Annotated in this window: 23 protein-coding genes; 14 read left to right on the top strand and 9 right to left on the bottom strand. The window is 61.2% G+C overall.

What is annotated here, in order from left to right:
- Positions 1–501 precede the first annotated feature (501 nt).
- Positions 502–4,131, top strand: a complete 3,630-nt coding sequence (locus E0502_RS00805) for a beta strand repeat-containing protein (protein ID WP_161593684.1) — start codon at positions 502–504, stop codon at positions 4,129–4,131.
- 75 nt (positions 4,132–4,206) lie between these two features.
- The gene (locus tag E0502_RS00800) at positions 4,207–4,689 is read left to right on the top strand and encodes a hypothetical protein (protein WP_240048800.1); all 483 of its coding nucleotides are present in this window, start codon (positions 4,207–4,209) and stop codon (positions 4,687–4,689) included.
- A 6-nt stretch (positions 4,690–4,695) separates the two neighbouring features.
- Here E0502_RS00800 and E0502_RS00795 read toward each other — a convergent pair whose 3' ends face one another.
- Positions 4,696–6,093, bottom strand: coding sequence for a protein adenylyltransferase SelO family protein (locus E0502_RS00795; protein WP_137676093.1), 1,398 nt, complete (start codon positions 6,091–6,093; stop codon positions 4,696–4,698).
- Positions 6,094–6,191: 98 nt separating this feature from the next.
- Here E0502_RS00795 and E0502_RS00790 point away from each other — a divergent pair, with 98 nt between their 5' ends.
- The 5 genes from E0502_RS00790 (at position 6,192) to E0502_RS00770 (ending at position 11,972) form a co-directional block, all read left to right on the top strand.
- On the top strand, positions 6,192–7,067 hold the full coding sequence (locus E0502_RS00790) for an alpha/beta fold hydrolase (protein WP_137677457.1): 876 nt from the start codon (positions 6,192–6,194) through the stop codon (positions 7,065–7,067).
- Positions 7,068–7,078: 11 nt separating this feature from the next.
- A complete protein-coding gene (locus E0502_RS00785; protein ID WP_137676092.1) occupies positions 7,079–8,215 on the top strand; it encodes a glycosyltransferase family 4 protein in 1,137 nt (378 codons plus the stop codon).
- Between the two features lie 126 nt (positions 8,216–8,341).
- A complete protein-coding gene (locus E0502_RS00780; protein WP_137676091.1) occupies positions 8,342–9,133 on the top strand; it encodes a tetratricopeptide repeat protein in 792 nt (263 codons plus the stop codon).
- 13 nt (positions 9,134–9,146) lie between these two features.
- Positions 9,147–10,508: an outer membrane protein assembly factor BamB family protein gene (locus E0502_RS00775; RefSeq protein WP_137676090.1), complete on the top strand. Its 1,362-nt coding sequence runs from the start codon at positions 9,147–9,149 to the stop codon at positions 10,506–10,508.
- 93 nt (positions 10,509–10,601) lie between these two features.
- Complete coding sequence (locus E0502_RS00770) at positions 10,602–11,972, top strand: methyltransferase family protein (protein ID WP_137676089.1); 1,371 nt, start codon at positions 10,602–10,604, stop codon at positions 11,970–11,972.
- A gap of 3 nt (positions 11,973–11,975) precedes the next feature.
- Here E0502_RS00770 and E0502_RS00765 read toward each other — a convergent pair whose 3' ends face one another.
- From E0502_RS00765 to E0502_RS00755, 3 genes are all read right to left on the bottom strand, one after another.
- A complete protein-coding gene (locus E0502_RS00765) occupies positions 11,976–12,275 on the bottom strand; it encodes a putative quinol monooxygenase (RefSeq protein WP_137676088.1) in 300 nt (99 codons plus the stop codon).
- 14 nt (positions 12,276–12,289) lie between these two features.
- The gene (locus E0502_RS00760) at positions 12,290–13,660 is read right to left on the bottom strand and encodes a glutamate--cysteine ligase (RefSeq protein WP_137676087.1); all 1,371 of its coding nucleotides are present in this window, start codon (positions 13,658–13,660) and stop codon (positions 12,290–12,292) included.
- Between the two features lie 63 nt (positions 13,661–13,723).
- Positions 13,724–14,473, bottom strand: a complete 750-nt coding sequence (locus E0502_RS00755) for a 16S rRNA (uracil(1498)-N(3))-methyltransferase (RefSeq protein WP_137676086.1) — start codon at positions 14,471–14,473, stop codon at positions 13,724–13,726.
- Between the two features lie 45 nt (positions 14,474–14,518).
- On the opposite strand from E0502_RS00755, the gene E0502_RS00750 reads away from it, so the two are divergent.
- Genes E0502_RS00750 through E0502_RS00740 form a run of 3 tightly spaced genes read left to right on the top strand, consistent with a single transcriptional unit; the run spans position 14,519 to position 16,434 of the window.
- A complete protein-coding gene (locus E0502_RS00750) occupies positions 14,519–14,902 on the top strand; it encodes a hypothetical protein (protein WP_137676085.1) in 384 nt (127 codons plus the stop codon).
- Entirely contained in the window at positions 14,899–15,807 is a 909-nt protein-coding gene (gene ubiA, locus E0502_RS00745; RefSeq protein ID WP_137676084.1) for a 4-hydroxybenzoate octaprenyltransferase, read from the top strand. Before E0502_RS00750 ends, ubiA begins: the two co-directional genes overlap by 4 nt.
- Before the next feature lie 3 nt (positions 15,808–15,810).
- Positions 15,811–16,434: an SOS response-associated peptidase gene (locus E0502_RS00740; RefSeq protein ID WP_137676083.1), complete on the top strand. Its 624-nt coding sequence runs from the start codon at positions 15,811–15,813 to the stop codon at positions 16,432–16,434.
- On the opposite strand, the gene E0502_RS00735 is transcribed toward E0502_RS00740, so the two are convergent.
- Both E0502_RS00735 and E0502_RS00730 read right to left on the bottom strand, forming a co-directional pair.
- Positions 16,431–17,690 (bottom strand): Xaa-Pro dipeptidase, encoded by a 1,260-nt coding sequence (locus E0502_RS00735; RefSeq protein ID WP_137676082.1) that lies wholly within the window; start codon positions 17,688–17,690, stop codon positions 16,431–16,433. The genes E0502_RS00740 and E0502_RS00735 overlap by 4 nt on opposite strands.
- 144 nt (positions 17,691–17,834) lie before the next feature.
- Positions 17,835–18,206 (bottom strand): VOC family protein, encoded by a 372-nt coding sequence (locus E0502_RS00730; RefSeq protein WP_137676081.1) that lies wholly within the window; start codon positions 18,204–18,206, stop codon positions 17,835–17,837.
- 124 nt (positions 18,207–18,330) lie between these two features.
- Here E0502_RS00730 and soxR point away from each other — a divergent pair, with 124 nt between their 5' ends.
- Entirely contained in the window at positions 18,331–18,768 is a 438-nt protein-coding gene (gene soxR, locus E0502_RS00725) for a redox-sensitive transcriptional activator SoxR (protein WP_137676080.1), read from the top strand.
- Here soxR and E0502_RS00720 read toward each other — a convergent pair.
- Together E0502_RS00720 and E0502_RS00715 are read right to left on the bottom strand one after the other, a co-directional pair.
- Complete coding sequence (locus E0502_RS00720; RefSeq protein WP_137676079.1) at positions 18,765–19,292, bottom strand: SixA phosphatase family protein; 528 nt, start codon at positions 19,290–19,292, stop codon at positions 18,765–18,767. The two genes, soxR and E0502_RS00720, sit on opposite strands and share 4 nt — an antisense overlap.
- Positions 19,289–22,075 (bottom strand): ATP-dependent DNA helicase, encoded by a 2,787-nt coding sequence (locus E0502_RS00715; RefSeq protein ID WP_240048799.1) that lies wholly within the window; start codon positions 22,073–22,075, stop codon positions 19,289–19,291. Before E0502_RS00715 ends, E0502_RS00720 begins: the two co-directional genes overlap by 4 nt.
- A 117-nt stretch (positions 22,076–22,192) precedes the next feature.
- Between E0502_RS00715 and E0502_RS15230 the strand changes: the two genes are divergently transcribed.
- Complete coding sequence (locus E0502_RS15230) at positions 22,193–22,726, top strand: TM2 domain-containing protein (protein ID WP_204517900.1); 534 nt, start codon at positions 22,193–22,195, stop codon at positions 22,724–22,726.
- Here the strand turns inward: E0502_RS15230 and E0502_RS00705 are convergent.
- A complete protein-coding gene (locus E0502_RS00705) occupies positions 22,723–23,007 on the bottom strand; it encodes a metal-sensitive transcriptional regulator (protein ID WP_137676078.1) in 285 nt (94 codons plus the stop codon). The genes E0502_RS15230 and E0502_RS00705 overlap by 4 nt on opposite strands.
- Before the next feature lie 83 nt (positions 23,008–23,090).
- On the opposite strand from E0502_RS00705, the gene E0502_RS00700 reads away from it, so the two are divergent.
- Together E0502_RS00700 and E0502_RS00695 are read left to right on the top strand one after the other, a co-directional pair.
- Positions 23,091–24,815: a copper resistance system multicopper oxidase gene (locus tag E0502_RS00700; RefSeq protein ID WP_137676077.1), complete on the top strand. Its 1,725-nt coding sequence runs from the start codon at positions 23,091–23,093 to the stop codon at positions 24,813–24,815.
- Positions 24,812–25,930 (top strand): copper resistance protein B, encoded by a 1,119-nt coding sequence (locus E0502_RS00695; protein ID WP_137676076.1) that lies wholly within the window; start codon positions 24,812–24,814, stop codon positions 25,928–25,930. Before E0502_RS00700 ends, E0502_RS00695 begins: the two co-directional genes overlap by 4 nt.
- Positions 25,931–26,090: the final 160 nt, after the last annotated feature.

The raw sequence follows: 26,090 nt of genomic DNA, 5'->3' as shown, positions 1-26,090 counted from the left end.
GTCAATCAATTGTGACACCCGTGGCGGCTATGCAATTGTAAATTACGGATTGCCTCCTGATCATTCATGCGGCGAATCTCGGGCTTAGCCATATCCATGGCATGGACGATTTGCCTCATAAGAAGGCACTCCCCGAACGCGGATCGGCGAGAGGAAGCCAGCGATTGGGCGACCTTGTGGCGATACCGACGGGCGCTGGGCCCAAGTGGCCTGTTGGGGGAGTATCGGTTGCGATGCGATATGCGACGCTAGCATCCATAGACAGATGGCATGCGTGCTCCGGCCCCGCGCCCACGCGGTCCCAGAATTGGACAATGGGGCTGGTTAACGAAGTGTTGCTTTTCAGCAGGACTTCTGCCAGTTTGCTCGAAGGCGGGGGAAAGCCGAAAACCGTTGTGCTCAACAAGAAAGCACGCCTCCCTACCTTCGGGTTATGCGAAAGTTTCATGGAATTCCGTGTGCGGAATTCTGTGCCGAGTAAGCTTAACTGAGAAGGTAATAATGATGCGATTCAATGTAAGAAATCTGGCTGCGTTGGGGGGTTCTGCCTCGCTTCTTGCCATTGCGACCATCTCGCTGACCGCAACGCCTGCGGCGGCAGAAGAATGTCTTCTCGACACCAACGACAATGGTATTGCCGATCCTGCCGATACCGACGGTGGAGCCACATCTAATGGTGTGACTACGCTCGCATGCGGCGAAAACGCTCAGGCCACTGGGGCTGCATCAACAGCAACCGGATATTTCGCTGCCGCTACCGCAAGTGGCTCAACCGCAACTGGCTCGGTCGCAACCGCCACAGCCAATGCTGCAACGGCGACCGGTCGTCTGGCCGCGGCAACTGGCGCGCGCTCGACCGCGACCGGGACTGCAGCTGAGGCTTCAGCAAACCGTGCGACGGCAACGGGCGCCGGTTCGATTGCCAGCGGCCTCGAATCGACTGCTACCGGAACAGATTCGCTTGCTTCCGGCACGCAATCGACTGCGAACGGCTTCAACTCGCGCGCGACGGGCGAAGTAAGCACTGCCGTTGGATCGAATTCCAATGCTCGCGGAGATGATACTGTTGCAATCGGCAATGGTTCGCAGGCTTTGACCGACAATTCCACTGCTGTCGGATCGGGCTCGACCGCAAATGGCGGTGCCGCAACTGCGGTAGGGTTTGATGCCGCTGCGACGGGGGACAATTCGACTGCGCTCGGCAACGATGCGGACGCGACAGGTGACAACTCGACGGCAGTTGGCAAGAATTCGAGTGCGAATGGCGATAACTCGATCGCTGTCGGTCTGGATTCCGCTGCCGGGGCGGAAGGCTCAACTGCAATCGGTGAGCTTGCGAATGCTTCGGAAGAAGACAGCGTTGCAATCGGCACCGCAGCCCGCGCTCAATCAGTGAACAGCGTCGCTGTAGGCAACAATTCGCTCGCGCAGGGTATGAGTTCGATGGCGATGGGCAATATGGCCAGTGCCACCGGCAACCAGTCGATCGCGCATGGTAACGTTTCGAATGCGAGCGGCGATTTCGGCATTGCAATCGGCAACGACCTGACCGGTGATGGTCAGGGCGCACTTGCGTCCGGCTTCCAGTCCATCGCTCTCGGTACAGAAGCGCAGGCAACCAATGGCGGTGCGATCGCCATTGGCGGTGACGGTTTTGGTACGGGAACGGGTGCAGCCGCATCAGGCCTTGCGGCCGTTGCAGTAGGCGGTGACACGGTTGCCAGTGGCGATTTCGGCGCGTCCTATGGTTACGGCGCGCAAGCGACCGGCGCAAGCTCCACCGCGACCGGCACAAATTCGGTAGCTAGTGGCGATGCCTCATTCGCCGGTGGTGTAGGTGCAACCGCATCGGAAGAAGGTGCGATAGCGATCGGCCGCAATGCGGCAGCAACATCGGCTGGCGCAGTGGCGATCGGTGACGGAGCCATCGCGAGCGGATCGACAGCAGTCGGTGCCGGTTCGGCAGCTACGGGTGCCAATTCCGCTGCATATGGTGCGAATTCCTCGGCGACGGGCGACGACAGCACTTCACTGGGCGAGAATAGCTCGGCAGCCGGTGAAAATGCCACAGCAGTCGGCCAGAACGCTCAGGCCAATGCCGACGGTGCAACATCGGTCGGTGATGACTCGAACGCCGGGGGCACGGAATCGACTGCGGTTGGCCATTTCGCCAACTCAGGCGGTGAAAACAGCGCTGCCTTTGGCTCGAACGCCAACTCGGGTGGTCAAAACTCGATCGCCACCGGCTCATTTGCAAACTCTGCAGGTATCGCCAGCACCGCCAACGGCTTCAATGCAAGCTCTACCGGTACGGATAGCACTGCAGTCGGTACGTTTGCTTCGGCAACGCAAACCGATGCAACCGCAGTCGGTTCGCGCGCAAGCGCAACCGGTGTGGACAGCACAGCCGTCGGTACCGATGCTTCGGCGTCGGGCAGCGAAGGCGTTGCAGTCGGCGCAAATGCAACCTCGACCCAGAACAACACGGCAATTGGTTCACGGGCGAACTCTACGGGCAGTGCTGCAACAGCGGTAGGCTATCTCGCTCAGGCGACGAACACGTTCAGCACCGCAGTCGGCCAGACTTCCAATGCGACCGGGCAGTTCTCGACTGCAGTGGGTGTGAATTCGGTCGCCGGCGGTACCAATTCGACTGCGTTGGGCGTCGGAGCGTTGGCCAGTGCCATCGGAGGAACCGCTACGGGTGTAAACAGTCGGGCAACTGGCAACACTTCTACGGCAGTCGGTATCGGTGCGAATGCATCCGGGGACGACGGCGTCGCGATCGGTGAAGGTTCCGTTTCATCCGGGCTGAATTCTGTCTCGGTCGGTGCGGAAAGCTCTGCAACCCAAGCTGGTACAACGGCTCTTGGTTGGCGTGCGAATGCCACGGGTGTTCGGTCGACAGCTCTCGGCCATCTGGCCGATGCGACGGGCGAGCGTTCTGTGGCCATTGGTGAAAATGCCGATGCAACCGCGGACTTCGCCATCGCGCAGGGTGACCAGGCCGCAGCCAGCGGTGTCGCGAGCATCTCGATCGGTAACGGTAGCAGTGCCACGGGCGTCGATGCGGTTGCTATCGGCGGTGACGATGCTGGTACCGGTGCACGGGCGTTGGGCAATTCGACCACCTCGGTCGGTGGTGAGGCATTGGCACAGGGGCCAGGAGCATCCGCTTACGGTTGGCGCTCGGTCGCCAACGCTGAGCGTGCAACAGCCTTGGGTCACCTTGCTTCGGCAACAGGTGTTCGCTCGGTTGCAGTAGGCGAAGGGGCTTCGGCATCCGGCTTGACGGCAACAGCGGTCGGTAACCTGGCGGTTGCTTCTGATGAAGATGCGGTCGCCATCGGTGATGCGGCGCAGGCCACAGGCTTCCATTCGACCGCGATTGGCGGCGAAGCGATTGCCAGCGGGATCGGTGCACAGGCCTTCGGTTGGCAGGCTTCTGCTACCGGCGGGCAATCGACGGCTCTGGGGCGCCAGGCCAATGCGGCGGGCTTCCAGTCCACTGCGCTGGGTCAGAGCGCTTCGGCAGGCTTCGACGGCTCGACTGCAGTCGGTGTCGGCGCAACGACCACCGCAGCCAATCAGGTTGCGCTGGGCGGCGCGGGCAGTTCGGTTCGGGTTGGCGATATCGCCGCAAGCACCGCTGCCCAGACCGACGCGGGTGAAGTCGTGACCGTGGATGCCAATGGTGTTCTTGGCCGCGATCCTTCGATCCGTACGTCGATTGCGACCAACACGGCGAATATCGCCGTCAACGCAGGCAACATTGCCACCAACAGCGTGAACATCGCAACGAATGCAGGCAACATCGCAACCCTGCAGACGCTCACGTCAAACCACACCAATCAGATCAACCAGCTGTTTGGTGAAACCGCCGCAAACCGCGATGCAATCGGACGTTCCAACGAAGGTGTCGCAATGGCGCTGGCAATGGAATCGCCGATGCTTCCGGCAGGCACGACCTTCGCTCTCTCGGGCGGTGTCGGCTACTTCGAGGACAAGGGCGCCGGTACGATGGCGTTCACCGCACGGCTTAGCGAGAACGCTGCGTTCTCGGCTGGTGTGGGCGTTGGCTTCGACAGCGGCGAAATCGGTGCACGCGGCGGCTTCCAAGTCGCTTGGTAAGACGCTAGACAAGCGGTCATGAACAGGATCGCTTTAAAATCAAAGATGCCGGGGCTTCGCGCTCCGGCATTTTTCTTGGCACTTTCAGCTGCGCTGGTGCCGCTTCAGTCACAGGCGCAAACGCAACCTGCAGGCGTGCCGCAGGTTCAGCCACCGCCTTCAATGCGGCCGACGCCGAGCCAGCTGGAACTGTCCAAAATGATCTGGTCGACCATCTCCGCCGTCGACCATGCGAACCGCTCTGGCAATTATTCCGTTTTGCGCGATATCTCTGCGCAGAGTTTCCAGATCCAGAACAACGCCTCGCGCCTGTCAGAGATATTCGCGGGCATTCGCAACTCGCGGATCGACTTGTCGAATGCACTGCTTGTGCCGCCGACCTACAATCAGGCACCGCAAATGATCCGGGAGGACATTTTTCGCGTGCAGGGCTTCTTCCAGATTCGGCCTATCGCCTTGTCCTTCGACCTGTACTACCAGTGGGAGCAAGGGATGTGGAAGCTGGTGGGGATTGACCTGCAGCCGGTCGAAATGAGCACCGGCGCGCCGCAGCGCTAGTCCGCTTCAGATATGTCCAGACGGTTGGGGCGGCGCGCCGAGTGCGTCTCCCATCCGGCGTATGGAGCCAATCTTAAGTTCCAGCGGTGACCAGTCGTCGTGCTTGTCGATCGAGGACCAGATATCTTCGACTTCTTCGATCAGCATGCTCTGTGGCTGTCCTTCCGACCAGAAGCCGTGCTGCAAAGGCAAGGCGGTGTATCCGTCAAGCGCGTCCTCGAGCGCCCCTGACGCCCCCTTCCCGCCGCGATGGCGATAGAAAAACTCATCCGGGCCAGTGCCGTCGTCCCGCATCTTCTTCTCGCTGGCGGCGATCAGTGCGCCATCTGCCTCTGCGCCGCGCGAGTTCACTCCCAGCCGCCAGCACCAGCGCCGCGCCACCGCTTGCATATAAAGCGGTCCGAAACGTTCCATCGCGGCAATCAGCGGAGGGGCATCTGCAAGCAGCCTCAATGCCACTGCCAATTGTCCGCAATTCCAGTTCAGTGCTTCAGGCTGGCGACCAAAGGCGTAGAGGCCCTGATGGTCGAAATAGGCCGCGGTGAAACTCTGATCCCATTGCGGCAACCAGCGCCACGGACCGTAATCGAAACTCTCGCCCGAGATGTTCATGTTGTCTGTGTTGAGCACGCCGTGGACGAACCCGGCGACCATCCATGATGCGGCAAGATCGGCCAGGCGCTCGACGACCTGATGCATCAGGATAACCGCTGGCTCGCTTCGGCCCGGGGCCTCATCAGGCGGCATCGGGCCTGGAAAATTCTCCAGGCAATAGGCCACCAGTTGCGACATTTCGGCTTCATTCTCGTGAGCAAGCAGGCGCTGGAATGTGCCGATCCTGATATGCCCGTGGCTAAGCCGGGTGAGCACCGCCGACCGGGTCGGCGAAGGTTCGTCATTGCGTGACAGCTGCTCTCCTGTTTCCACCACAGAGAAAGTTTTCGAAGTGTAGACACCGAGCGCATCGAGCATCTCTGTCGCCATGATCTCTCTGACCGCCCCTTTCAGCGTCAGGCGACCGTCACCGGCGCGGCTGTAAGGCGTTTGGCCCGATCCTTTGGTGCCAAGGTCGAGTAGCCGCCCTGCGTTGTCGCGCAGCTGCGCAAACAGAAAGCCGCGGCCATCGCCAATATCCGGATTGTATGATCGAAACTGGTGGCCGTGATATTTGAGCGCCAACGGTTCCGCAAGATTGCCCGGTAAAGGATCAAACCGACCGAAATGGCGCAGCCAGTCCTGATTGGACAGACTGTCGAGACCGACCGATGCTGCGGCCCGATCATTGCGGAAGCGGAGTTCAGTTGCCGGAAAATCGGCTGCGGACACCGGGGAGCCGATCCATGATGCAATCGAATTGATGGCCGGGTCCGGCCGGTACGCCGTGCTGGTTGTGGGTGAGGACATCAAGCGACTGTGGCCATGTGCGGCGAAAGCTGCAATGGGATTGCGGAATCTTTGCGGGTTCGACGTATCCAGCTGTGACAAGGACAGGTTTCGCGCCGATGGAACAGGGTTTTGCCAACCGATACTGGACCAGCAATGACGGTCTCAAACTGCATTTCCGCGATTATCCTGGCGGGGAGGGCCCTGATCGTGAAGGGCGCCCGCCGGTCATCTGCCTGCACGGGCTAACCCGGAATGCGCGCGATTTCGCGGAAGTCGCCGACCGCCTAGCTGGCAAATGGCGGGTGATCGTTCCGGAAATGCGTGGACGCGGGATGAGCGAATACGCCGCGGATGCCGCGACCTACAATCCTCTGCATTATGTTCAGGATCTCATCGCACTGCTTGAGCAGGAAGGAATCGAACGGTTTATCGCCATCGGAACTTCGCTTGGCGGCCTGATGACCATGCTGCTCGCTGCAAGCGATCCGGACCGTATTGCTGCTGCAGTCCTGAACGATATCGGTCCCGACGTAGATGGGGCCGGGATCGAGCGAATTCGCGAATATGTCGGTCAGGGGCGCAGCTATGCGACGTGGATGCACGCTGCCCGCGCGTTGCAGGAGGTCCATGGCGAAGCGCACCCGAAGTTCGGGATCGAGCAATGGCTCGACATGGCCAAGCGAAGCATGGTTGTGCAGCAGAATGGCCGCATCGGCTTCGACTACGACATGAAGATCGCTGAGCCGTTTGCCCAAGATGACGGCGCGGCGCCCCCGGATTTGTGGCCGGCGCTGCAGGCGCTCGACGGGCGGCCGGTACTCTTCGTGCGGGGCGAGCGGTCGGATATTCTGACAGAAGCGACGCTGGAAAAGATGCTTGCACGGCTGCCGCTGGCGAGCGCCGTCACGATTGCAGGCAGCGGCCACGCTCCCTTGCTGACCGAGCCCGAGTCGGTCGCCGCGATGGACGCTCTTTTCGCCAAGATCACGTGAGTTTGGAAGGCATGTCGCGGCCGCATGTTCTTCATCTGCACTCGACCTTTTCGGCGGGGGGCAAAGAACTGCGCTGCGTCCAGCTGATCAATGCTTTCGGCTCCGGTGTCTGCCATACAATCGTTTCAGCTGTGCCTGACCGGCTGGAGGCGGCCAGACTGATTTCCAATGATATTGAAGTGACTTATCCGCAGGACTTTCCACCACTTCAAGGGCGGCCGACCCCGGGGCGGTTGCACCGGATTGCGCAGGGCATGCGCGGATACGATCTTGTCCTGACATACAATTGGGGCGCGATGGATGCGGCCATGGCGCACACGATTTTCGGCCAGCATCTTGGACTTCCGCCATTGATTCACCACGAAGACGGATTCAATGAAGACGAGCGGCATAAGCTCAAAACCTCTCGCAACTGGTATCGCCGCATCGCGCTGGGCCGGGCTTCCAATCTGATTGTGCCTTCCGAGACACTGGAAGAAATTGCCCTCGAGACATGGCGCATACCGATTAACCGGGTGCGGCAGATACCTAACGGCATCGACACTCAGGCGTTTGCCAAACCGCCACGCGGCAATGCGTTGCCGGGTATTCGCAAGCGTGAAGGCGATTTGTGGCTCGGAACCGTGGCGGGCCTGCGCAAGGTCAAGAACATCCCGTCGCTGGTCCGCGCTTTTTCGTCTCTGCCAGAGCCGTGGCAACTGGTCATCGTCGGTGAGGGTCCCGAAGCGCAGGCCATTGGTGATGAGGCCAGGCGACTGGGTATCGCCGACCGGGTGCATTTGCCGGGCTTCGCGCGCGACCCCCGAAGGTTTGTCGGCCTGTTCGATATTTTCGCGCTGTCATCCGATACCGAGCAATTCCCGATCTCAGTCGTCGAAGCGATGGCGGCGGGCAAGCCAGTCGCCGCACCGGCGGTTGGCGATATTGCGCATATGCTAAGCGACGAGAATGCCCGGTTGATCAGTCCAGCCGGAGATGAAGACGCCCTTGCGGGTACCTTGCTGCACCTAGCGGGTGACGCAGACCGGCGGCAATCACTGGGGCAGGCAAACCAGTTGAAAGCGCGGTCGGATTTCGACGAGAAAGCCATGATTGCGACGTATCGCAGGCTTTATGCCAACGCGATGGGCCGAAGCACGCTGCCATGATGGCGAATCTCTCTTCAGCCGCGGTTCACGCTTTGGGGGACAGGATTCCACTTGTGAATTGCATCGCGACGCTCATCGTCTAAAGACGCGAAACCCGTAATTGCAGCAGATTGGAAGAGCCCGGACGTGGCCCTCAAACCGACTTCAAATTCATCCGGCACCGACAAGAAGGCCGAAATCAAGGCCGCACAGGACGAAGTCCTGCTGCGCGAGATCGACGATGCTGTCCGTCAGGACCAGTATGCCGACTTCGCCAAGCATTATGGCAAGTTGCTCATCGGGGTCGTTGCAGCAGGACTGCTCGCGCTTGCCGGATATCTGTTCTGGGACAGCCAGCAGGAAGCGGCGAAGGAGAAAGACAGCGAGGCACTGGTGGCCGCGCTGGATCAGCTCGAAGCCGGAAATCTGGAAACCGCGTCAGACCAGCTCGACGAACTGATCGCGAGCGGCAATGGTGCGGCAAAGACCAATGCGCAGATGCTGAAGGCGGGGATCGCGCTGGAGCAAGGGCGCAATGCCGAGGCGGCCGAGATATTCGAAGCCATAGTGTCCGACGAAAACGCAGCTCAGGCGCTGCGCGATCTCGCGCTGGTGCGTGCCATCACAGCGACATTCGACAGCCGCAAGCCGGAAGACATTATCGCGCGCCTCCAGACAATGGCGACACCCGGCCACGCGTTTTTCGGAAGCGCCGGTGAATTGACCGCGTTTGCCTATCTCAAGCAGAACAAGCCGGAAGAGGCGGGCGCCCTGTTCGCGCAGATCGCCAAGGACAAGGATGTGCCGGAATCCCTGCGCTCGCGCGCTCGCCAGCGTGCGGGTGTGCTGGGCGTCGATGCCATCGAAGATGTCGAGGAAGTGCTCGACGAACTGGCCGAGGTCGAGGGCGCTCAGCCCGTGCCGGCACCACAGAATTGAGGACAATATCCTGATGATCGTCAAGACCAAGCGACTGATTAACATGCAAAGCGCGTTGCGCGGCGCGATGGCTATTGCCCTGGCGGGATCGCTCGGCGCTTGCGGAATTATCGGCGGTGGCGATGGTCCGAAGACGACGCCGACCGTCGGCGAGCGTATTCCAGTGCTTTCACGGATCGAGACCGGCGCGAAGGTAGATCCTGCGCTTCAATCGGTTTCGGTCGTTCTGCCGCCTGCACAGACCAATCCCGATTGGCCGCAAGCTGGCGGCAACGCGGGCAAGGCGAACGGCCACCTCGCCATTTCCGCAAGCCCCTCACAGGCTTGGACTGCAACCATCGCCGGATCGACCACTCGGCGCCGCTTGGCCGCTGCGCCGGTGATCGGCGACGGCAAGCTGTTCGTGGTCGGCACGGATGGCATGGTTCACGCGTTCGATGCGCAAAGCGGGGCCCGCCGGTGGACATACCGGATGAAGATCGACGAGGATCAATCTGCTTCGGCGTTCGGTGGCGGCGCAAGCTTCGCTGCCGGCCGTGTTTACGCCACCAGTGGGGTGGGCGAAGTCGTCGCACTTGACGCGAACTCCGGGGCGGAGATCTGGACCGCCAAACCCGCCGGCCCGCTTCGTGGATCGCCGACGATTGCATTCAACTCCGTGTTTGTGATGACGCAGGACAACCAGATCCATGCGCTCAACACGGCGGATGGCAAAACCCTGTGGGATGAATCGGGCTCGACAGCTCAGGCTGGCGTGTTCGGAGTTGCTGCACCGTCCGCCGCTCAGGGCACCGTTGTCGCCGGCTACAGTTCGGGGGAGCTGGTTGCTTATCGTTACGAGAATGGACGCACCTTGTGGTCGGATGCCCTCGCGTTGACTTCGATCTCGACCAGCGTTGGCTCGCTTTACGATATCGATGCAGATCCGATCATCGACCAGGGCCGCGTCTACGCGCTTGGGCAGGGCGGCCGTATGGCTGCCTATGAACTGGTCACCGGCCAACGTCAGTGGGAAATCAATGTCGCAGGCATCTCGACACCTGCGATCGCTGGTGAATGGATTTTTGCGCTGACCGATGATGCACGGTTGCTCGCCATTGCGAGGAGCACAGGGAAAGTCCGCTGGATATCGCAGCTACAGCGCTATCGCGACATGGAAGACAAGGAAGGGCCGATCTTTTGGACGGGCCCGGTGCTCGCCGGTAATTCGCTGTGGGTCGCCAGCACGCGGGGTGCGATCTACAAGATCAGCACCGGCGAAGGGTCGGCCAGCCTTTACCGTGAATTGGATGAAGCCGTTTCCCTGCCGCCGGTCGTGGCAAACGGTACGCTCTATGTGCTCGACGATGGCGGGACGATCCACGCGTTTCGTTGATCGGGTAGTTCTCGCTGGCTGAACCGTCCCGAACAGGGATGGGTCACAAGGCGTTACCGCGCCTTTAACCCTTCTGCGCTACGCGTGCAGCGCATGAGCGCGCATGATCACACCGGGTTCACGAAAGTGGCCAGCAAACCGCCGGCGAGCGATGTCTCGCCAGCGGTCGGTCTTGTCGGACTGATCGGCCTGCTTGGCTGGATCATGTTCTGCCGCAACTTCGCTGACATAGCCGAATGGCTCAATCTTGCTGCCCCGCGCCAGCCCTTGTCGGGACCATATGCTGCCGTCATGGCTCTGGTGTTTTCAGCTGGGCCGATGGTGATGTGGTCGGTCTTCGTCGACAAGGTCCATCGCCGCGCGTCGACCGGGATCGATTGGGACAATCCGCGCCCTGTCGGTCACGATCTCAATGTATCGGTGGTCAAGATCGCCGGGCTGTGGGCGACATTTGCCATCCTCGCGGGCCTCTATTGTCTCGCGCGCTGGTACTGGTCGGGCCAGTATCTGTTCGCGATGGAGATTATCTCTGCAGCCGCCATCCCGGTCATTGTGCTTTCCGTGCCTTATATCCTGTGGCTCGACCGCGTGATGACACAGCCGCGCGATCACGCGTGGCACTTCGGTGCCATGCTGCTTGGGCGGGACGGGTGGGACCCTGAAGAAGTGAAGAAGCACTGGCGGGCGTGGATCATCAAAGGCTTCTTCAGCGCTTTCATGATCTCGGTCCTTCCCGGCGGATTTGCCTTTGTGGTCGAGAACAGCATCGACGGCATTCTGGCAAATCCTGCGCGGCTTACGCAATTGTGCATCGAGCTGCTGTTCGTGATTGACGTCCAGATCGGAACTGTCGGGTACCTTGTGACAATGCGGCCGCTCGACGCACATATCCGCAGCGGCAATCCGTTCCTGTCAGGCTGGCTGGCGGCGCTGATTTGTTACCCGCCGCTGGTCTATGCGTTCATGGGCTCTGACGGGATGCTGGCTTATGAAGTGAACACAGGTGGATGGGCGCACTGGCTAGGGGACAGTTCGGCCGCAATGTACACTTGGGGCGCATTGCTCGTGTTTTTGACGGCCATTTACGCCTGGGCGACGGCCGCATTCGGTATCCGTTTCTCGAACCTGACCTATCGCGGTGTTTTGACCAACGGCCCCTATCGCTTCACCCGCCACCCGGCATATCTGTCGAAGAACCTGTTCTGGTGGTGCGCGGTGATGCCGTTCTTCGTCACCAGCGGATCCATGGTGGATGTGATCCGCAACACGTTTTTCCTCGGCTGTGTGAGCGCGGTCTATTACTGGCGCGCCCGCACGGAAGAGGCGCATCTCCTCCTCGAAGATCCAAAGTATTGCGAATATTACGACTGGATGGAGCAGAACGGCATTGTCACTAGCCGATTGGCGAAGGTCCGGAAGTTGCTCACGCCGCGTGGTTCGGTAACCGCGCAGCCCGCCGAGTAGAGCCTAAAGCGGCTTGCCTTCATCGGTCTCATACATCCGGATTCTGCGCCCGACCGGAGGGTTGGCGGCCATGACCTTCTGAAATTCCGCCATATGCGGTGTCTGCATATGCGCTTCGAGTGCGGCCATGTCTTTCCAGCGTTCGAACAGGATCAGCGTATCGGGATCGGCGAGATCTTGCGCCATGGCGTAGTCGATACAGCCATCTTCCAAGCGCGTTGCCTTAACCATCGTCACGATCGCTTCGATTGCGCTGCGATCGGCATCAGGTGCCAGTTTGATCGTTCCATTGACCTGGATCATCGCGTTCTCTCCCGTCAGAAGCTGTATTTGTAGATCCGCCTGATATCGCCGTTCCACTCACCGTTGTATTTGTCGAGCAGGCGCTGGGCGGGCACTTTTCCGCTGGCAACGATTTCGTCGAGCGTTTCGAGGAATCCGGTCTCGTTGTCGCCGCTCGAATTGAGCTGCGCGCGTGCTGCAAGCCCTGACCGGGTGATTTGCATTACCTCACGCGCGAGATCGAGCAATTTGCCGCCACCCGGGATTGGTGCATCGAGAGCAAGTCTGGGTACGGCGCTGCGCAGTTCTTCCCGCTCTTCCATCGTCCAGTCTTTGACCAGATCCCACGCTGCATCGAGGGCCGTCTGGTCATAGAGCAATCCGACCCAGAAGGCGGGCAGGGCGCAAATCCGGCTCCACGGTCCGCCATCGGCGCCGCGCATTTCGAGAAAGCTTTTCAGCCGCACTTCGGGGAAAGCGGTCGAGAGGTGATCCCACCAGTCAGACTGGGTTGGTTTTTGCCCGGGCAGGACAGAAAGATTGCCTTCCAGGAAATCTCGGAAACTGAGGCCGGCAGCGTCAATATATTTCCCATCCCGGAAGACGAAGTACATGGGCACGTCGAGCATGTAATCGACCCAGCGCTCATAGCCGAAACCATCGTCGAACACGAAAGGCAGCATGCCGGTGCGATGGGGATCGGTGTCCGACCAGATATGGCTGCGGTAAGACAGGAAACCGTTCGGCTTGCCCTCGGTAAATGGCGAATTGGCGAACAGGGCCGTGGCCAAGGGTTGAAGCGCGAGCGAGGTGCGAAATTTCTTCGCCATGTCGGCTTCCGATGCGTAGTCGAGATTGACCTGGATCGTGCAGGTCCGCAGCATCATGTCGAGACCCAGTTTGCCGACCCGCGGCATATGGCGAAGCATGATATCATAGCGCCCCTTGGGCATGATCGGGAGCTCTTCGCGCGTCTTGTCGGGCCACATTCCGAGCCCGAGAAAACCTACTCCGCAGCGCTCACCGATTTCCTTCACCTGTTCGAGGTGACGTCCGGTTTCCGCGCAGGTCTGGTGTAGATTCTCCAGCGGAGCACCGGACAATTCGAGTTGCCCCGCCGGCTCGAGACTCACAGCACCATCATCACCCTTGAGCGCGATGACCTTGCCATTCTCTTCAACCGGCTCCCATCCAAAACGCCGCAAATTCAGGAGTATGTCACGAATACCGCAGGGTTCTTCATAAGACGGCGCGTGAAAATCGTCACGCTTGTAGACGAGCTTTTCATGTTCGGTCCCGATGCGCCAAGCGCTCTTCGGCTTCTCGCCCGCTTGCATCGGGGCGACCAATTGGTCGCGGCTTTCTATGATCGGGTCTTCCCGGTCGGATGCCTCACGCGTGCTCATGACGGTTTCGATAGGCAACCGATAAGCCATGCGCCAGCGCAATCTTGTGTCCGCATTGCGAAACTACGTCTGCCAATCACCGGAAACCCCCATCCACAGCGCCGTGGCTGCCAGCGCCGCAGTCTCTCCGCGCAATATTCGCGGGCCGAGCGTGATTGGTTGCACATTGTGGAAGGAGCGGAGCAATTCTCTTTCACGATCGTCGAACCCGCCTTCGGGACCGGTGAAGAGCGCCGCAGGTCCGCTATGGCTGGCAAAGCTGGCGCGCGCCGGCTCGCCGCCATCCTCATCGGCAAAGAAGATAATTCTGTCTGTCGGCCAATCGCGCAGCAGTGCATCGAGTTTTTGCGGTTCGCCGATTTCCGGCAGCGCGGTCCGGGCGCATTGCTCCGCCGCTTCGGTCATGATCTGCCGGGCGCGCGCGGTGTTGAGTTTGTCTGCCACGCAGCGCCGCGTAATCATCGGCTGGATACGGGCGACACCAAGTTCGGTTGCTTTCTCCAGCACAAGGTCGAAGCGGTCCTTCTTCAGCAGGGCGGGACAGAGCCAGAAATCAGGCACGGCCTCGCGTGGGCGCAGATGTTCGACCGCTCGCAAAACAATCTCGCGCTTGCGCACTTCGATAACTTCAGCCGCCCATTCGCCAGAGATGTCATCGCACAGGATAACTGTATCACCGGGCGAAATACGCATCACCCGCGCCAGGTAATGCGCCTGATTTCCCTCCACCGACACACTTTGAGCACGTGATAGCGCGCCTTCGACGAACAGGCGCGGCGCACTTTTCGGAGGCCAGGCGGGGGTTGCGGGCATGGAATCGCGTTAGACGAGCTTATCCGCAATCGCTAGAGGGTGGGTATGTCTGCGCTTACTGCACAACGCCTGATTGCCGTGGTTTTCCTGCTGCTCGGAGGTTGGGCGCTTTTTGCGCCGCAATCTGTCATCGATCTGGCGGTCACACCGGAATATCGCGAGGATAGTTTCCTGGCGCGGTTCGCCATGGCGTGTTTCGGCGCACAGGCGTGCATTTTCGGGATCATGTCTCTGGTGGTCCGCTATACCAGCCGCGGGTTTCTGGTTTTTGCCGTGATCCTGCTGCCGTTCTTCGTCTTCGACTGGTACTTCCACAGCGTGGTCCCGGTGCTCAACTCCGTCGGCATGCTGGATCTCGTGGGCAATATCGCGATGTTTGGCTTGGCGCTTTATGGCTGGAAACAGGCCCGCATCGAGGAAGCCGGGTGAGCGAGCAAATCGTCCCCGATAGCGAGCATCGCGGTCTCGTTGCGCGGCTCCCGCAGGTGCCGCGCGATCTGGCGCAACTGGCGCGGTTCGACCGGCCGATCGGCTGGTGGCTTCTTTTCTGGCCGTGCGCCTGGGGTCTGTGGCTTGCGGGCGAAGGGTTTCGCTGGGAGCTGCTTGCGTGGTTTCTGCTCGGCAGCATTGCGATGCGCGGAGCAGGCTGTGTGTACAACGATATTGTCGATGCCAATCTGGACAGGAAAGTGGCGCGCACGGCAGTGCGGCCTGTCGCCAGCGGGCGCGTTTCGAAGAAGCTCGCCTGGGCCTGGCTACTTGTTCTGTGCCTGATTGGCCTGATCGTGCTTTTGCAGTTGCGCTGGGAGGCGCAGCTGGTTGCGCTTGGCAGTCTGGTGCTTGTCGCGGCCTACCCCTTCATGAAGCGGATCACCTGGTGGCCGCAGGCGTGGCTCGGGCTGGTGTTCACCTGGGGCGCGCTGGTCGGGTGGATCGCGATCCGCAGCGACAGGCTGGAAGTGCTGGCCCCGCTCTATGCCGGCGCCGCCCTGTGGGTCATCGGCTACGACACGATCTATGCCTTGCAGGACCGCGAAGACGACGCGCTGGTCGGTATCCGGTCGAGCGCCTTGCGCCTTGGCGGGAAGGTGAAAAGCGGGGTTGCGTTGTTCTACGCCGGGGCCGTGGCGTTATGGGCGCTCGCGTTCTGGCTCCTGCGCGAGGATTGGGTCGCTTTGATCGCTCTGTTGCCGGTAGCGTGGCATCTGGCGTGGCAGGTCGTGACACTCGACGCGGACGATCCGGCCAATCCGCTCGAACGGTTCCGCTCGAACCGCTGGGCGGGGCTGTTGATGGCTGCGGCATGTTTTGTTGTCGGAAACGCCGGGGGCTGAACCATGTGCAATCTCTATCGCATGACCAAGAATGCCGATGAAGTTGCCAAATGGTTCGATGCGGTCAACCAGATGGGCGGGGCAAACTTCGGGGCCGAGGTTTACCCCGGCTATCCCGGTGCGGTCATCGAGAGTGGCAATCTGCGCCAGATGACCTGGGGTTTCCCCCTGGTGATGAAAGGCAAAAGCGGCCAGCCACTCAAGCCCAAGCCGGTCAACAACGCGCGGACCGACAAGCTCGACAGTTTTTTCTGGCGCTACAGCTTCGAGCAACGTCGCTGCCTCATCCCGCTCACCGCATGGGCGGAAGCGGAAGGGCCGAAGGGTCGCAAGACGCGGAGCTGGCTGTCGCTGCCCGATAGCGAGCTGTTCGCTTGTGCGGCTGTCTGGCGCGAAAGCGACGAGTGGGGACCAGCCTATTCGATGGTGATGACCGATGCGGCAGGGGTTGCGGCGCAAGTGCACACACGCATGCCCGTGATCCTTGCGCCGGAGAAATACGCCCAGTGGACCGAAGGTTCCCCCGATGACGCGCGCACGCTGTGCCGTCCATGGGAAGGGGAGCTCTCGCTCGACCGAACCGACCAGCCCTGGTCGGGCGGCGCATCGCGGGCCACGCTGCTCTAGTTGACCCTTTCGCCGCCTTTGATGACGGCATCGACATCGGCCAGTTCGCCAACATCGGTCAACGGGTTGCCGCTCACGGCGATCATGTCTGCCCAGGCACCGGAGCGCAGCGTGCCGACTTGCCCCGCTTGGCCGAGCGCATCGGCGGCATTCACCGTCGCTGCCTGTATCGCCTGTAGTGGCGTCATTCCGTATTCCACCATCACGCGGAACTGACCGCCGACATCCTCATGCGGCATCACGCCGGCATCGCTGGCGAAGATCATCTTGACCCCGGCTAGCGTGGCGCGGCGGAAATTGTCGCGTTGGGCCTGGCTGACCATGCGTTCTTTCTCGAGGTTTTCTTCCAGCACACCATTGGCTGCACCCTGGCTCAGCGTGTATTCGGTGTTGAAGATGTCCATCGAGAAATAGGTGCCGCGTTCTTTGGCCAGGCTGATCGCTTCGTCATCGGCAAAACTGGCGTGTTCGATCGTGTCGAAACCGGCGCGGATCGCAGCCTTGATCCCTTCTGCCCCGTGCGCATGGGCAGCGGCTTTCAAATCCCAGAAATGAGCCTCGTCTGCGATGGCGGTCAGTTCATCCAGTGTAAGTTGCTGGATGCCCGGCGCGGTGTTGCGGCTGAACACGCCGCCGGTCGCGCAAGCCTTGATGACTTCCGCACCGTATTTGCGCTGTTCGCGCACCCGCTTGCGCAATTCATCCGGGCTGTCGCCCACGCCTGGGCTAACCGCTTCGAAGCTGGGCGGGAGAAACGTGCTGTCGCAATGCCCGCCGGTCGCGCCGAGCGAGTAGTTGGCGTTGACGATGCGCGGCCCGGCGATCCAGCCTTCACCGATGCCCTGATCGACCCCGGCGACATTGTAGTTCTCGTCGCCCAGGTTGCGAACGGTAGTGAAGCCGGCGCGAAGCATCCGCCCGGCATTCGCGACCGCCAGCACAGTTGAAAAGCGGTCGGTAAACTGGAGCGACGAATAGCCGCCATATTCCGGCCGCCCGTCGAGATGGACATGCATATCGATCAGGCCGGGCAACAGAGTATGGCCGGAAAGGTCGATGATCTGCGCATTGTCAGGCGCAGTGCCGCCGCTCTCGACCGACGCGATCCGTCCGTCTACCACCGTGACCAGCGGGGCTTCGACGAAACTGCCGGTTTCGACCTCCAGCAGCCTGTCGGCGGTGACATAGACTGTTTCCGCCTGAACCGTTGTCGTGAAGGCAAGGGCGGCTGCGGCAAGCGCGAAACGATGTTTCATTGACGATGTCCCCGTCGCTAGGTGGATTTTGAAGGGAAGAGCATGGCACGAAGCCCCGCCAGTGCAAAGCGATGAAGCGGGGCCGTCTTGTTGTGCCGCTGGCGCTCGCTCCTGGGCGGAAACAGCGGTTCTCGGATCAAAGGCTCATTCATAGCTGACCACCTCGAATTCAATTCCGTCCCAATCGAAGAAATAGAACCGCTTGCCCGGTTCGTAGTCATCGTGGCCGAACGGCTCGAGCCCGTGGGCTGCGATCACTTCTTCCGCGGCATCGAGATCGTCAACCAGCAGTCCGACATGGTTGAGCGGTTGACCTTTGGCGTATCCGCCGCGCACTTTATCGCTGGTGTAGAGCGCGAGATAGCTGCTCTCGCTGCCGACATGAATGGTGCGCCCGCCCATTTGCGAAGCGCCGCGCCAGCGTTCGTGCCAGCCGCACAATTCAATGAAAAGCCGTGCGCTGCGATCGGGGTCGGTTACGGACAGATTGGCGTGTTCGATTTGTCCTCTGGGCATGGATGCACTCCTTGGATTTGCCGCTCGCACCATATTGGCAAGCGAGGGCCGGGTTGGGGTGCAGCCCTTTTGCAATCTCAAGCTGACTTGAGGTCAAGAGATAAATTCCCTATTGCTGTGATCGATGAAAGCGAATGATCTTCTCACCATCGGCGAACTGGCGCGCCGCACCGGGCTGAGTGTTTCAGCGATCCGTTACTATGAGGAGCGCGGCCTGGTCGATGCGTTGCGCTCCAAAGGGAACCAGAGGCGCTTCTTGCGGGCGGATATTCGCCGGCTCAGCTTTATTCTGATTGCCCAACAACTCGGACTTTCGCTGGAAGAGATCGAACATGCGCTGGCCGGCCTGCCGCAAGGCCGCAATCCAACGGCGGCAGATTGGGCAAGGATCAGCCGGACGATACGCCAGCGCATCGATACGCGGATAGCGGCGCTGGAAAAAGTGCGTGAAGATCTCGACGGCTGCATCGGCTGCGGCTGTCTGAGCCTGAAGAAATGCGCGCTCTACAACGCAGACGACAAATGGGGTGCCAGCGGCACGGGGCCGCGCGTTTTGCGTTAACTCTCCGGACCGAGCGAGGGATCAAGGTCGCGGGGTCGTTTGAAATGGACCAGCTGCCCGCAGCCTTTCTCGATCTGGCTCCAGTCATCGATATCCAGTTCAAAGATCGAATAGGCTGCGGTGGGATATTTGGTTGCTGCTTCATCGAAGTCGCCGGTTTCGCCATCCTCTGGTACGAGCATGAAGAGCATTTCCTGCAAACCCGGATTGTGACCCACGACCAAAACCGATTCCGCGTCGCCACCATGGGCCTGCAGCACCTCGATGATGGTTGGCGGATCGGCGAGATACAGGCGTTCGTCCCACACCGGTTCCGCAAGCGGCAGTGCGTCAGCAACTGTCTGCTTTGCGCGCTCTGCCGGGCTTGCCAGCACGAGGTCCCAGTCCTGCTCATGATCGTCGATGTAGCGGCCCATCAGCTTTGCGCCCCTGCGTCCGCGATCGTTCAGGCCGCGGTCGAAATCGCGCTTGCCGACGTCGTCCCAATCGGACTTGGCGTGGCGCAGGAGACCGAGAATTTTCACGATTGGAGATTGTCCTTTGCAGGGAGCGGCTGGTCCAGCCCAGAAACACCGGAAGCGACGCGTTGTAAAGCCTCCTCCAGCGGAAGCCGGATAACCGGAGTGCCATCGGGAAAGGCGGAGAGCAAGCGGCTGGGGAAGGCAGACGACAGCACGACGAAGTGCCCCGCGTCGTCCTTGCTGCGGATCAGCCGCCCGAAAGCCTGTGCCAGACGCGCGCGAATCATGCGGTCATCATAGCTGCTGCCGCCGTTCGCTGCCCGGCGCGCGCGGTGGAGGATCGAAGGCTTGGGCCAAGGTACGGCTTCCATCACCACGCAGCGCAATGAATCGCCCGCAACATCCACCCCGTCGCGCAAAGCGTCGGTTCCGAGCAGACTGGCCTTCGGGTCGTCGCGGAAGATGTCCACCAGTGTCCCGGTATCGATCGGATCGACATGCTGGGCAAACAGCGGCAGCCCCGCGCGGGCGAGGCGGTCGGCAATCCGGCCGTGCACGATGCGCAGCCGCCGGATTGCTGTGAACAGGCCCAGCACTCCGCCCCCAGCCGCCTCGATCAGGCGTGCGTAGGCGCCGGCCAAGGCAGGCAAATCGCCGCGCTTGATGTCGGTCACGATCAGCACTTCCGCCCGGTTGGCATAATCGAACGGACTGTTTGCGGCTGAAAGTTGCGGTTGCACTTCGATATGCGGGGCACCGCTGGCTTGAACTGCGCTGTCCCAGTCGGCACCGTCCGGGCTTCGATCGGTGAGCGTCGCACTGGTCAGCATTACCCCGTGGCTCGGCTCCAGCACGATCCTGGCAAACGGCTTCATGGGATCGAGCCAGCGCCGATGGATACCGACGTCGAACTCGCGCGCGTCAGACCGGTCCACCGCAAACCAGTCGACGAATTCGGGATCGGCGGGGCCGCCGAGACGGTTTAGCATCGACTCCCACGCGGCGAGCAAATCGATCCGCCATGCGAGCGAATTGCGTGCGCCCTCTATCCGCGCGCGCCCTTGCGCATCGAGCCAGTCGGGTGCGTCTTCAACAATCGCCTCCAGCCGCACACCGAGTTTGACTAGCGGTGCGCGGATTTCGGTCAGTGCGCCCATCGCTTCCTGCGCCAGCTGGATCAGCTTTCCGGGCAGATCGGCAACTTCGGTCTCGATCCCGTAGCCCGCCTCCTGCCCGCTCAGACCATTGGCGCTTTCATCGCGCGCATAGGTGAGCGCGCGCACTGCCGCGAGCAGGTTCTCGATCGGCCCGTAAGGCTCATTGTCGTGCAACCGCTGCAGCCAGCCGTCAGAGACGAGAGCCTGCGCAGCCGCGACGGCGGCTTCGACTGCGGCACCGCCTGCTTCGTCATAGCTGGCAACATCGGCCAGCCTCGCGGCAAGCCCGCGTCGGCGCCCCTTGGATTTGCGTTCAGGGCCGAGGATCCAGCGGCGCAATTCAATCGCCTCCGCGCCGGTAAGTGCAGCGGCAAAGGTCGAATCCGCCGCTTGATGGACGTGATGCCCTTCGTCGAACACGATGCGTGTCGGGCGCTGCGCATGGTCGCGTCCGCGCGCGGCGTTGACCATGACCAGCGCATGATTGGCGATCACGAGATCGGCTTGCGCGCTCGCCCGGGCTGCTCGTTCGATGAAGCATTTGCGGTAGTGCGGGCAGCCCGCGTAAACGCATTCGCCGCGCTGGTCGGTCAGCGAAGCAATGGCGCGTTTGCGAAACAGCGTGCCAAGCCAGCCGGGCAAATCGCCGCCCACCATGTCGCCGTCTTGCGAGTAGGCCGCCCAGCGTGCGACCAGCTGCGCCATGATCGCCGGCCGACCGCCAAACCCGCCTTGCAACGCGTCTTCGAGATTGAGCAGGCAGAGATAATTTTCCCGCCCCTTGCGAACCACGACCGGGCGTGTTCCATCGGCGCGCCTTTCGGGCCACGCACGCCGTGCCTCCCCGCGCAACTGGCGCTGCAAATTCTTCGTGAAGGTCGAAACCCAGACAGTGCCTTGCGAGGCCGATGCCCACAACGATGCCGGGGCGAGATAGCCGAGGGTCTTGCCGATACCGGTCCCCGCCTGCGCGAGGAGAACGTGCGGTTGCCCTCTCTCGCGGCGCGGCGCAAAAACCTTGCTCGCAGCCTTGGCATAGCTGCGTTGGCCTTCGCGCCGTTCGGCACCGGCGCCGGTCAAATATTCCAGCTGACCCTCGACCTCGCTTTCAGACAAGACCACCGAAGCTGGCTGAGGACGTTCCGGGGTTTCTTCCCACTCGGGCAGCTTGGAAAACAGCCATTTCTCCGCCTGTTCGGGCCGCGCGATATGCGGTGCGAGAACCTGCGCCCAAGGCCAGCGAAGCCGAACCAGCGACTGCAGCGTCGACCAGGCCCCGTCACGTTCGGCCCAATCCTGTTTCTCGCAGGTTTGGAGCAGCGCTCCTGCCGCCTTCTGCAGCAACAACGGCACTGCATCGTCGCTCGTCGGCTGTTCCAGCGAAAGCGCATCGGCGAGCCCCTTGGGCGTCGGGACGCAAAACCTGGCGGGGTGAACGAAGGCGTACAGTTCCAGCAGATCGAGACCGGACAGGTCGGGATAACCGAGCCGCGTGGCCACCAGCGGGGCATTGAGCAGGAGGACCGGCGTGTCCGCCGCGGCCATGATTGCCTCGCCCTTCGACGACTCGCGCGTCGACCCGTTCGCATCGCGCACCCATGTCCCGGCGTGCGACGCATGAAGGGCAGGGAGGGGCACCGGCTCGATCACGATCTCGGCCATGCGCAATGCGGAACGAAAAGTAAACATCGCGCGCGCACCTTGCATGTGGAGGAGGAGCTCCACGGCCGAAACGAACGATTAAGAGAATTTGGCTAGTTATGTCGCTGAAATCATTGGGTGCATGGGCTTTTCGGGGGATCAGGTATGTCGGGGTTTGGGCGCAAGGGGCTGGAGCCGGGACATGAATCAGCGACAGGGCAGGGCGGTTTCGGTCAAGCTATTCCGGCGCGGCGGCTTGGCGGCTCGGCAACTCATGACCCGATCGCCGCGCAGCGCGAAACCTTCATTGCAGCAGAGCGTTCGCGCACCGGCCAGATGCCTCGGCAAAGTGTTGAGATGTCCGCGCCCGGCGTAAGCGACCTAGCGCGAAATTATGGCCAGCCGTCAGTTCGCAAGAACCAGCACAAGAGCCTGATTGTCGCTTATGTCCTGTGGTTCTGCCTCGGTCAGCTTTCAGCGCACCGGTTCTATCTCGGATCGATCGAGTCGGGCATCGTCCAAGTTGCCATGTTCTTCTTTGCCATTGCATTGCTGGTTGCCGGGCCATCCGGCGCGATTTTCGGCATTTTGATCTTTGTGCTGTGGGCCGCGTGGATCGTGGTCGACGTGTTCCGTATTCCAACACTCCATCGCCGGGCGGGCCGGGGCGACCTGTCCGAAGCGAGCACCTTCTTCTAGCGCCGCCGCTTTTCCATCAGGTCGATCAGTTCAGCGAATTTCTTGCGCTGCTGAGCTTCGTCGCCGCTCGCGATTGCTTCGGCCACGCAGGTTGCCGCGTGGTCTTTGAGCACTTCGCTTTCGACCTTCACCAAAGCTGATTTCGCAGCGGCGAGCTGATTGAGCACGTCAATGCAATAACGGCCATCCTCGATCATCTGCGCAACGCCGCGGACCTGCCCGGCAATCCGGTTCAGCCGGTTTACCTTGGCCTTGCGCTCTGTCTCATCGATACGATCCATCAAAGACCCCTTGGAATACCCCGTGGGGGTATATATAGAGCATCGCAATGCCGCTCCGCAACCCTCAGGATTCTGATACATCCATGTCTTTTCAGCTCTCCCGACGCCGCATGATCACCGGCACTGCTGCGATCGCAGCCTATGCAGGTCTGCCGATGCCTGCGTGGGCCAAGGGCGGTTCGATGACCCATGCCAAGAACGGTTTTGGCGAGGTTTCAGGCGAGGATATTCGCTTGTCGATCGGCGATGCGCATTTCAGCACGGGTGGCCGTTCGGGCCATGCCTTTGCCGTCAACGGCACTGTACCCGGTCCGCTGCTGCGCTTGCGCGAAGGGCAGGACCTGCGCATTCACGTGACCAACAATCTGTCCGAAGACAGTTCTATCCACTGGCACGGGCTGCTGCTGCCGTTCCAGTTCGACGGGGTGCCGGGCGTGAGCTTCCCCGGTATCAAGCCGGGGCAAACCTTCACCTATGAATTTCCGATCCGTCAGAACGGGACCTATTGGTGGCACAGCCATTCCGGCCTGCAGGAGCAGGCAGGGCATTATGGCCCAATCGTGATCGAGAGCGCCGAACCGGACCCGCGCTATGACCGCGACTATGTGGTGCTGCTGAGCGAGTTCACGCCAATCCATCCGCATGAAATCATGCGCAAGCTCAAAGTGGGCGAGCATTATTTCAACCGCCAGATGCAGACCGCGACCGATGGCGATATGTCCGGTGCCGATCGCCGCATGTGGGGTGCAATGCGAATGAACCCGCGCGACATTTCGGACGTGACGGGTTCGACCTACACATTCCTGATCAACGGGCACGGTCCGGCGGACAGCCTCGAATATTTGTTCAAACCCGGCGAACGCGTGCGGCTGCGGATCATCAACGGCAGCGCCATGACATTTTTCAATGTCCGCATTCCCGGCGTGCCGATGACAGTGATCGCAGCCGACGGAATCGATGTCGACGAAGTGACGGTCGACGAATTCCAGATCGGCGTGGCAGAGACCTATGACGTGATCGTCAGCCCGCCCGGCGGCAGCCACGCGCTGGTCGCAGAAGCGATGGACCGCAGCGGTATGGGTGTCGCCAGCCTGACGAGCCGCTCGGTTAAAGAGGGCGGTCCCCGCGCCACGCCGCCCGCGCTGCGCGAAACGCCGACGCTGACCATGGTTGACATGAGCATGATGGACCATGCGGCCATGGGCCACGATATGAGTGGCGGCGAAATGGGCGGCATGGACCACAACATGCGCGACACCTCCAAATTGCCTGCCGACGTAAAGGTCGGCCCAGGCGTAGACATGGTCGCGCCGATGCCGATGGACCGGATGGATTTTCCGGGCCTCGGGCTCGACACTGTCGAGCATCGCGTGCTGCGCTATACCGACCTCAAAGCCAAGCGGATGAACTCGCACCGCACCATCGACCGGGAAATGGTAATCCATCTTACCGGCAATATGGAACGTTACATGTGGTCATTCGACGGCAAGAAATTCTCTGCTGTGACTGATGATCCGATCCGCTTCGGCTATGACGAACGGGTCAGGGTCAAATTGGTGAATGACACCATGATGGCGCACCCGATCCACCTGCATGGGCACTTCTTCGAACTGGTCAATGGCGCGGACCATATGCACCAGCCGCTCAAGCACACTGTGGTAGTCCAGCCGGGCGGCACAGCGACATTCGACCTGACCGCCAACGAACCGGGCGACTGGGCCTTCCATTGCCATCTGCTGTATCACATGCACGCCGGGATGATGCAGATCGTTACCGTGCGACCTTTTCCGGTTGGAGAGGGCGAATGATGCGGGCGGCATTGCTTGCCGGCGCTGCACTGTGGGCAACGCCGGCCATCGCGCAGGACCACTCCGGCCACAGCGCTCACCAGGCGGTACCGGGGCAGCCGCAGCCCGAGGCGGACCATTGCGCCATGGGACATCTTCCTCCCGAGCAATGTCCGCCGAAGAAAGCTGCCGACGCAGACTCGAACGCAGATACCGACGCCCATGCCGGAATAGACCATTCCAAGATGGGCCATTCTGGCCACAGCGCAGCGACATCCGCCGATGAGCACGCCGAAACAGATCATCAATCGATGGACCATGGCTCGATGGATCATTCGGCGATGGGCCATGGCGGAATGGACAAATCAGCCGCCGGCGCAGCTCCTGAAAGCGCTGTTCCGCCGCGCGCCTTCGAGGGGCCGCAGCACGCAGCCGATGCCATCTGGGGTGCCGATGCGATGGCAAGGGCGCGTCAGGCCAACCACGCAGGCCACGGTGACATGAAGACCGGCATGATCATGGTCGAGCGGCTCGAAGCTCGCGTTCCGCTTGATGGCGGCGACACCGGATTTTTGTGGGATGGCCAGGCCTGGTATGGCGGCGATATCGACAAGCTCTTTTTCAAGACCGAGGGTGAAGGCGCATTCGATGGTGGCACGGTCGAAGACGCCGAAGTCCAGCTGCTGTGGAGCCGGGCCATCGCCCCGTATTGGGATTTTCAGGCTGGTGCGCGGCTCGATATCGAGCCGGAAACGCGCAGCCATCTGGCGCTCGGTGTGCAGGGTCTCGCACCTTACATGTTTCATGTCGATGCGGCTGCATTCCTGTCCGATCGCGGGGACCTGACCGCGCGGATCGAAGGCGAATACGATCAGAAGATCACTCAGCGCCTGATCCTTCAGCCGCGCATGGAAGTCGAGCTTTCAGCGCAGGACATTCCTGAACGCGCAATCGGTGCGGGCATCACCAAGATCGAGCCGGGACTGCGCCTCCGCTATGAAATCGCCCGCGAGTTCGCCCCTTATGTCGGGATCGAATACGAAGCGAAGCTGGGGGACACCGCCGATATTGCTCGCGCCAACGGGGAGGACCCGAACGGGTTCAAGTTCCTCGTAGGGGTGCGCGCCTGGTTCTGAAACGCTGTCCTACAGCCAGGCTGTGCTCTAACATCCATGCCATGAGTAGAGACTGCAATCCATTGTCGGGCTGATGGCACAGCGTAGCGCCAAAGGTCACACCGGGCTTCTCGAAATGGCGCACAAAGCGCCGGGAAAGCGCGCTCTTGGCGAAAGGTCA

This window comes from Parerythrobacter lutipelagi (genome assembly GCF_005434975.1).
GTDB classification, from domain to species: Bacteria; Pseudomonadota; Alphaproteobacteria; order Sphingomonadales; family Sphingomonadaceae; genus Parerythrobacter_A; species Parerythrobacter_A lutipelagi.
The sequence above is the reverse complement of the archived record's forward strand: the minus strand, read 5'-3'. Positions and strand labels throughout refer to the sequence as shown.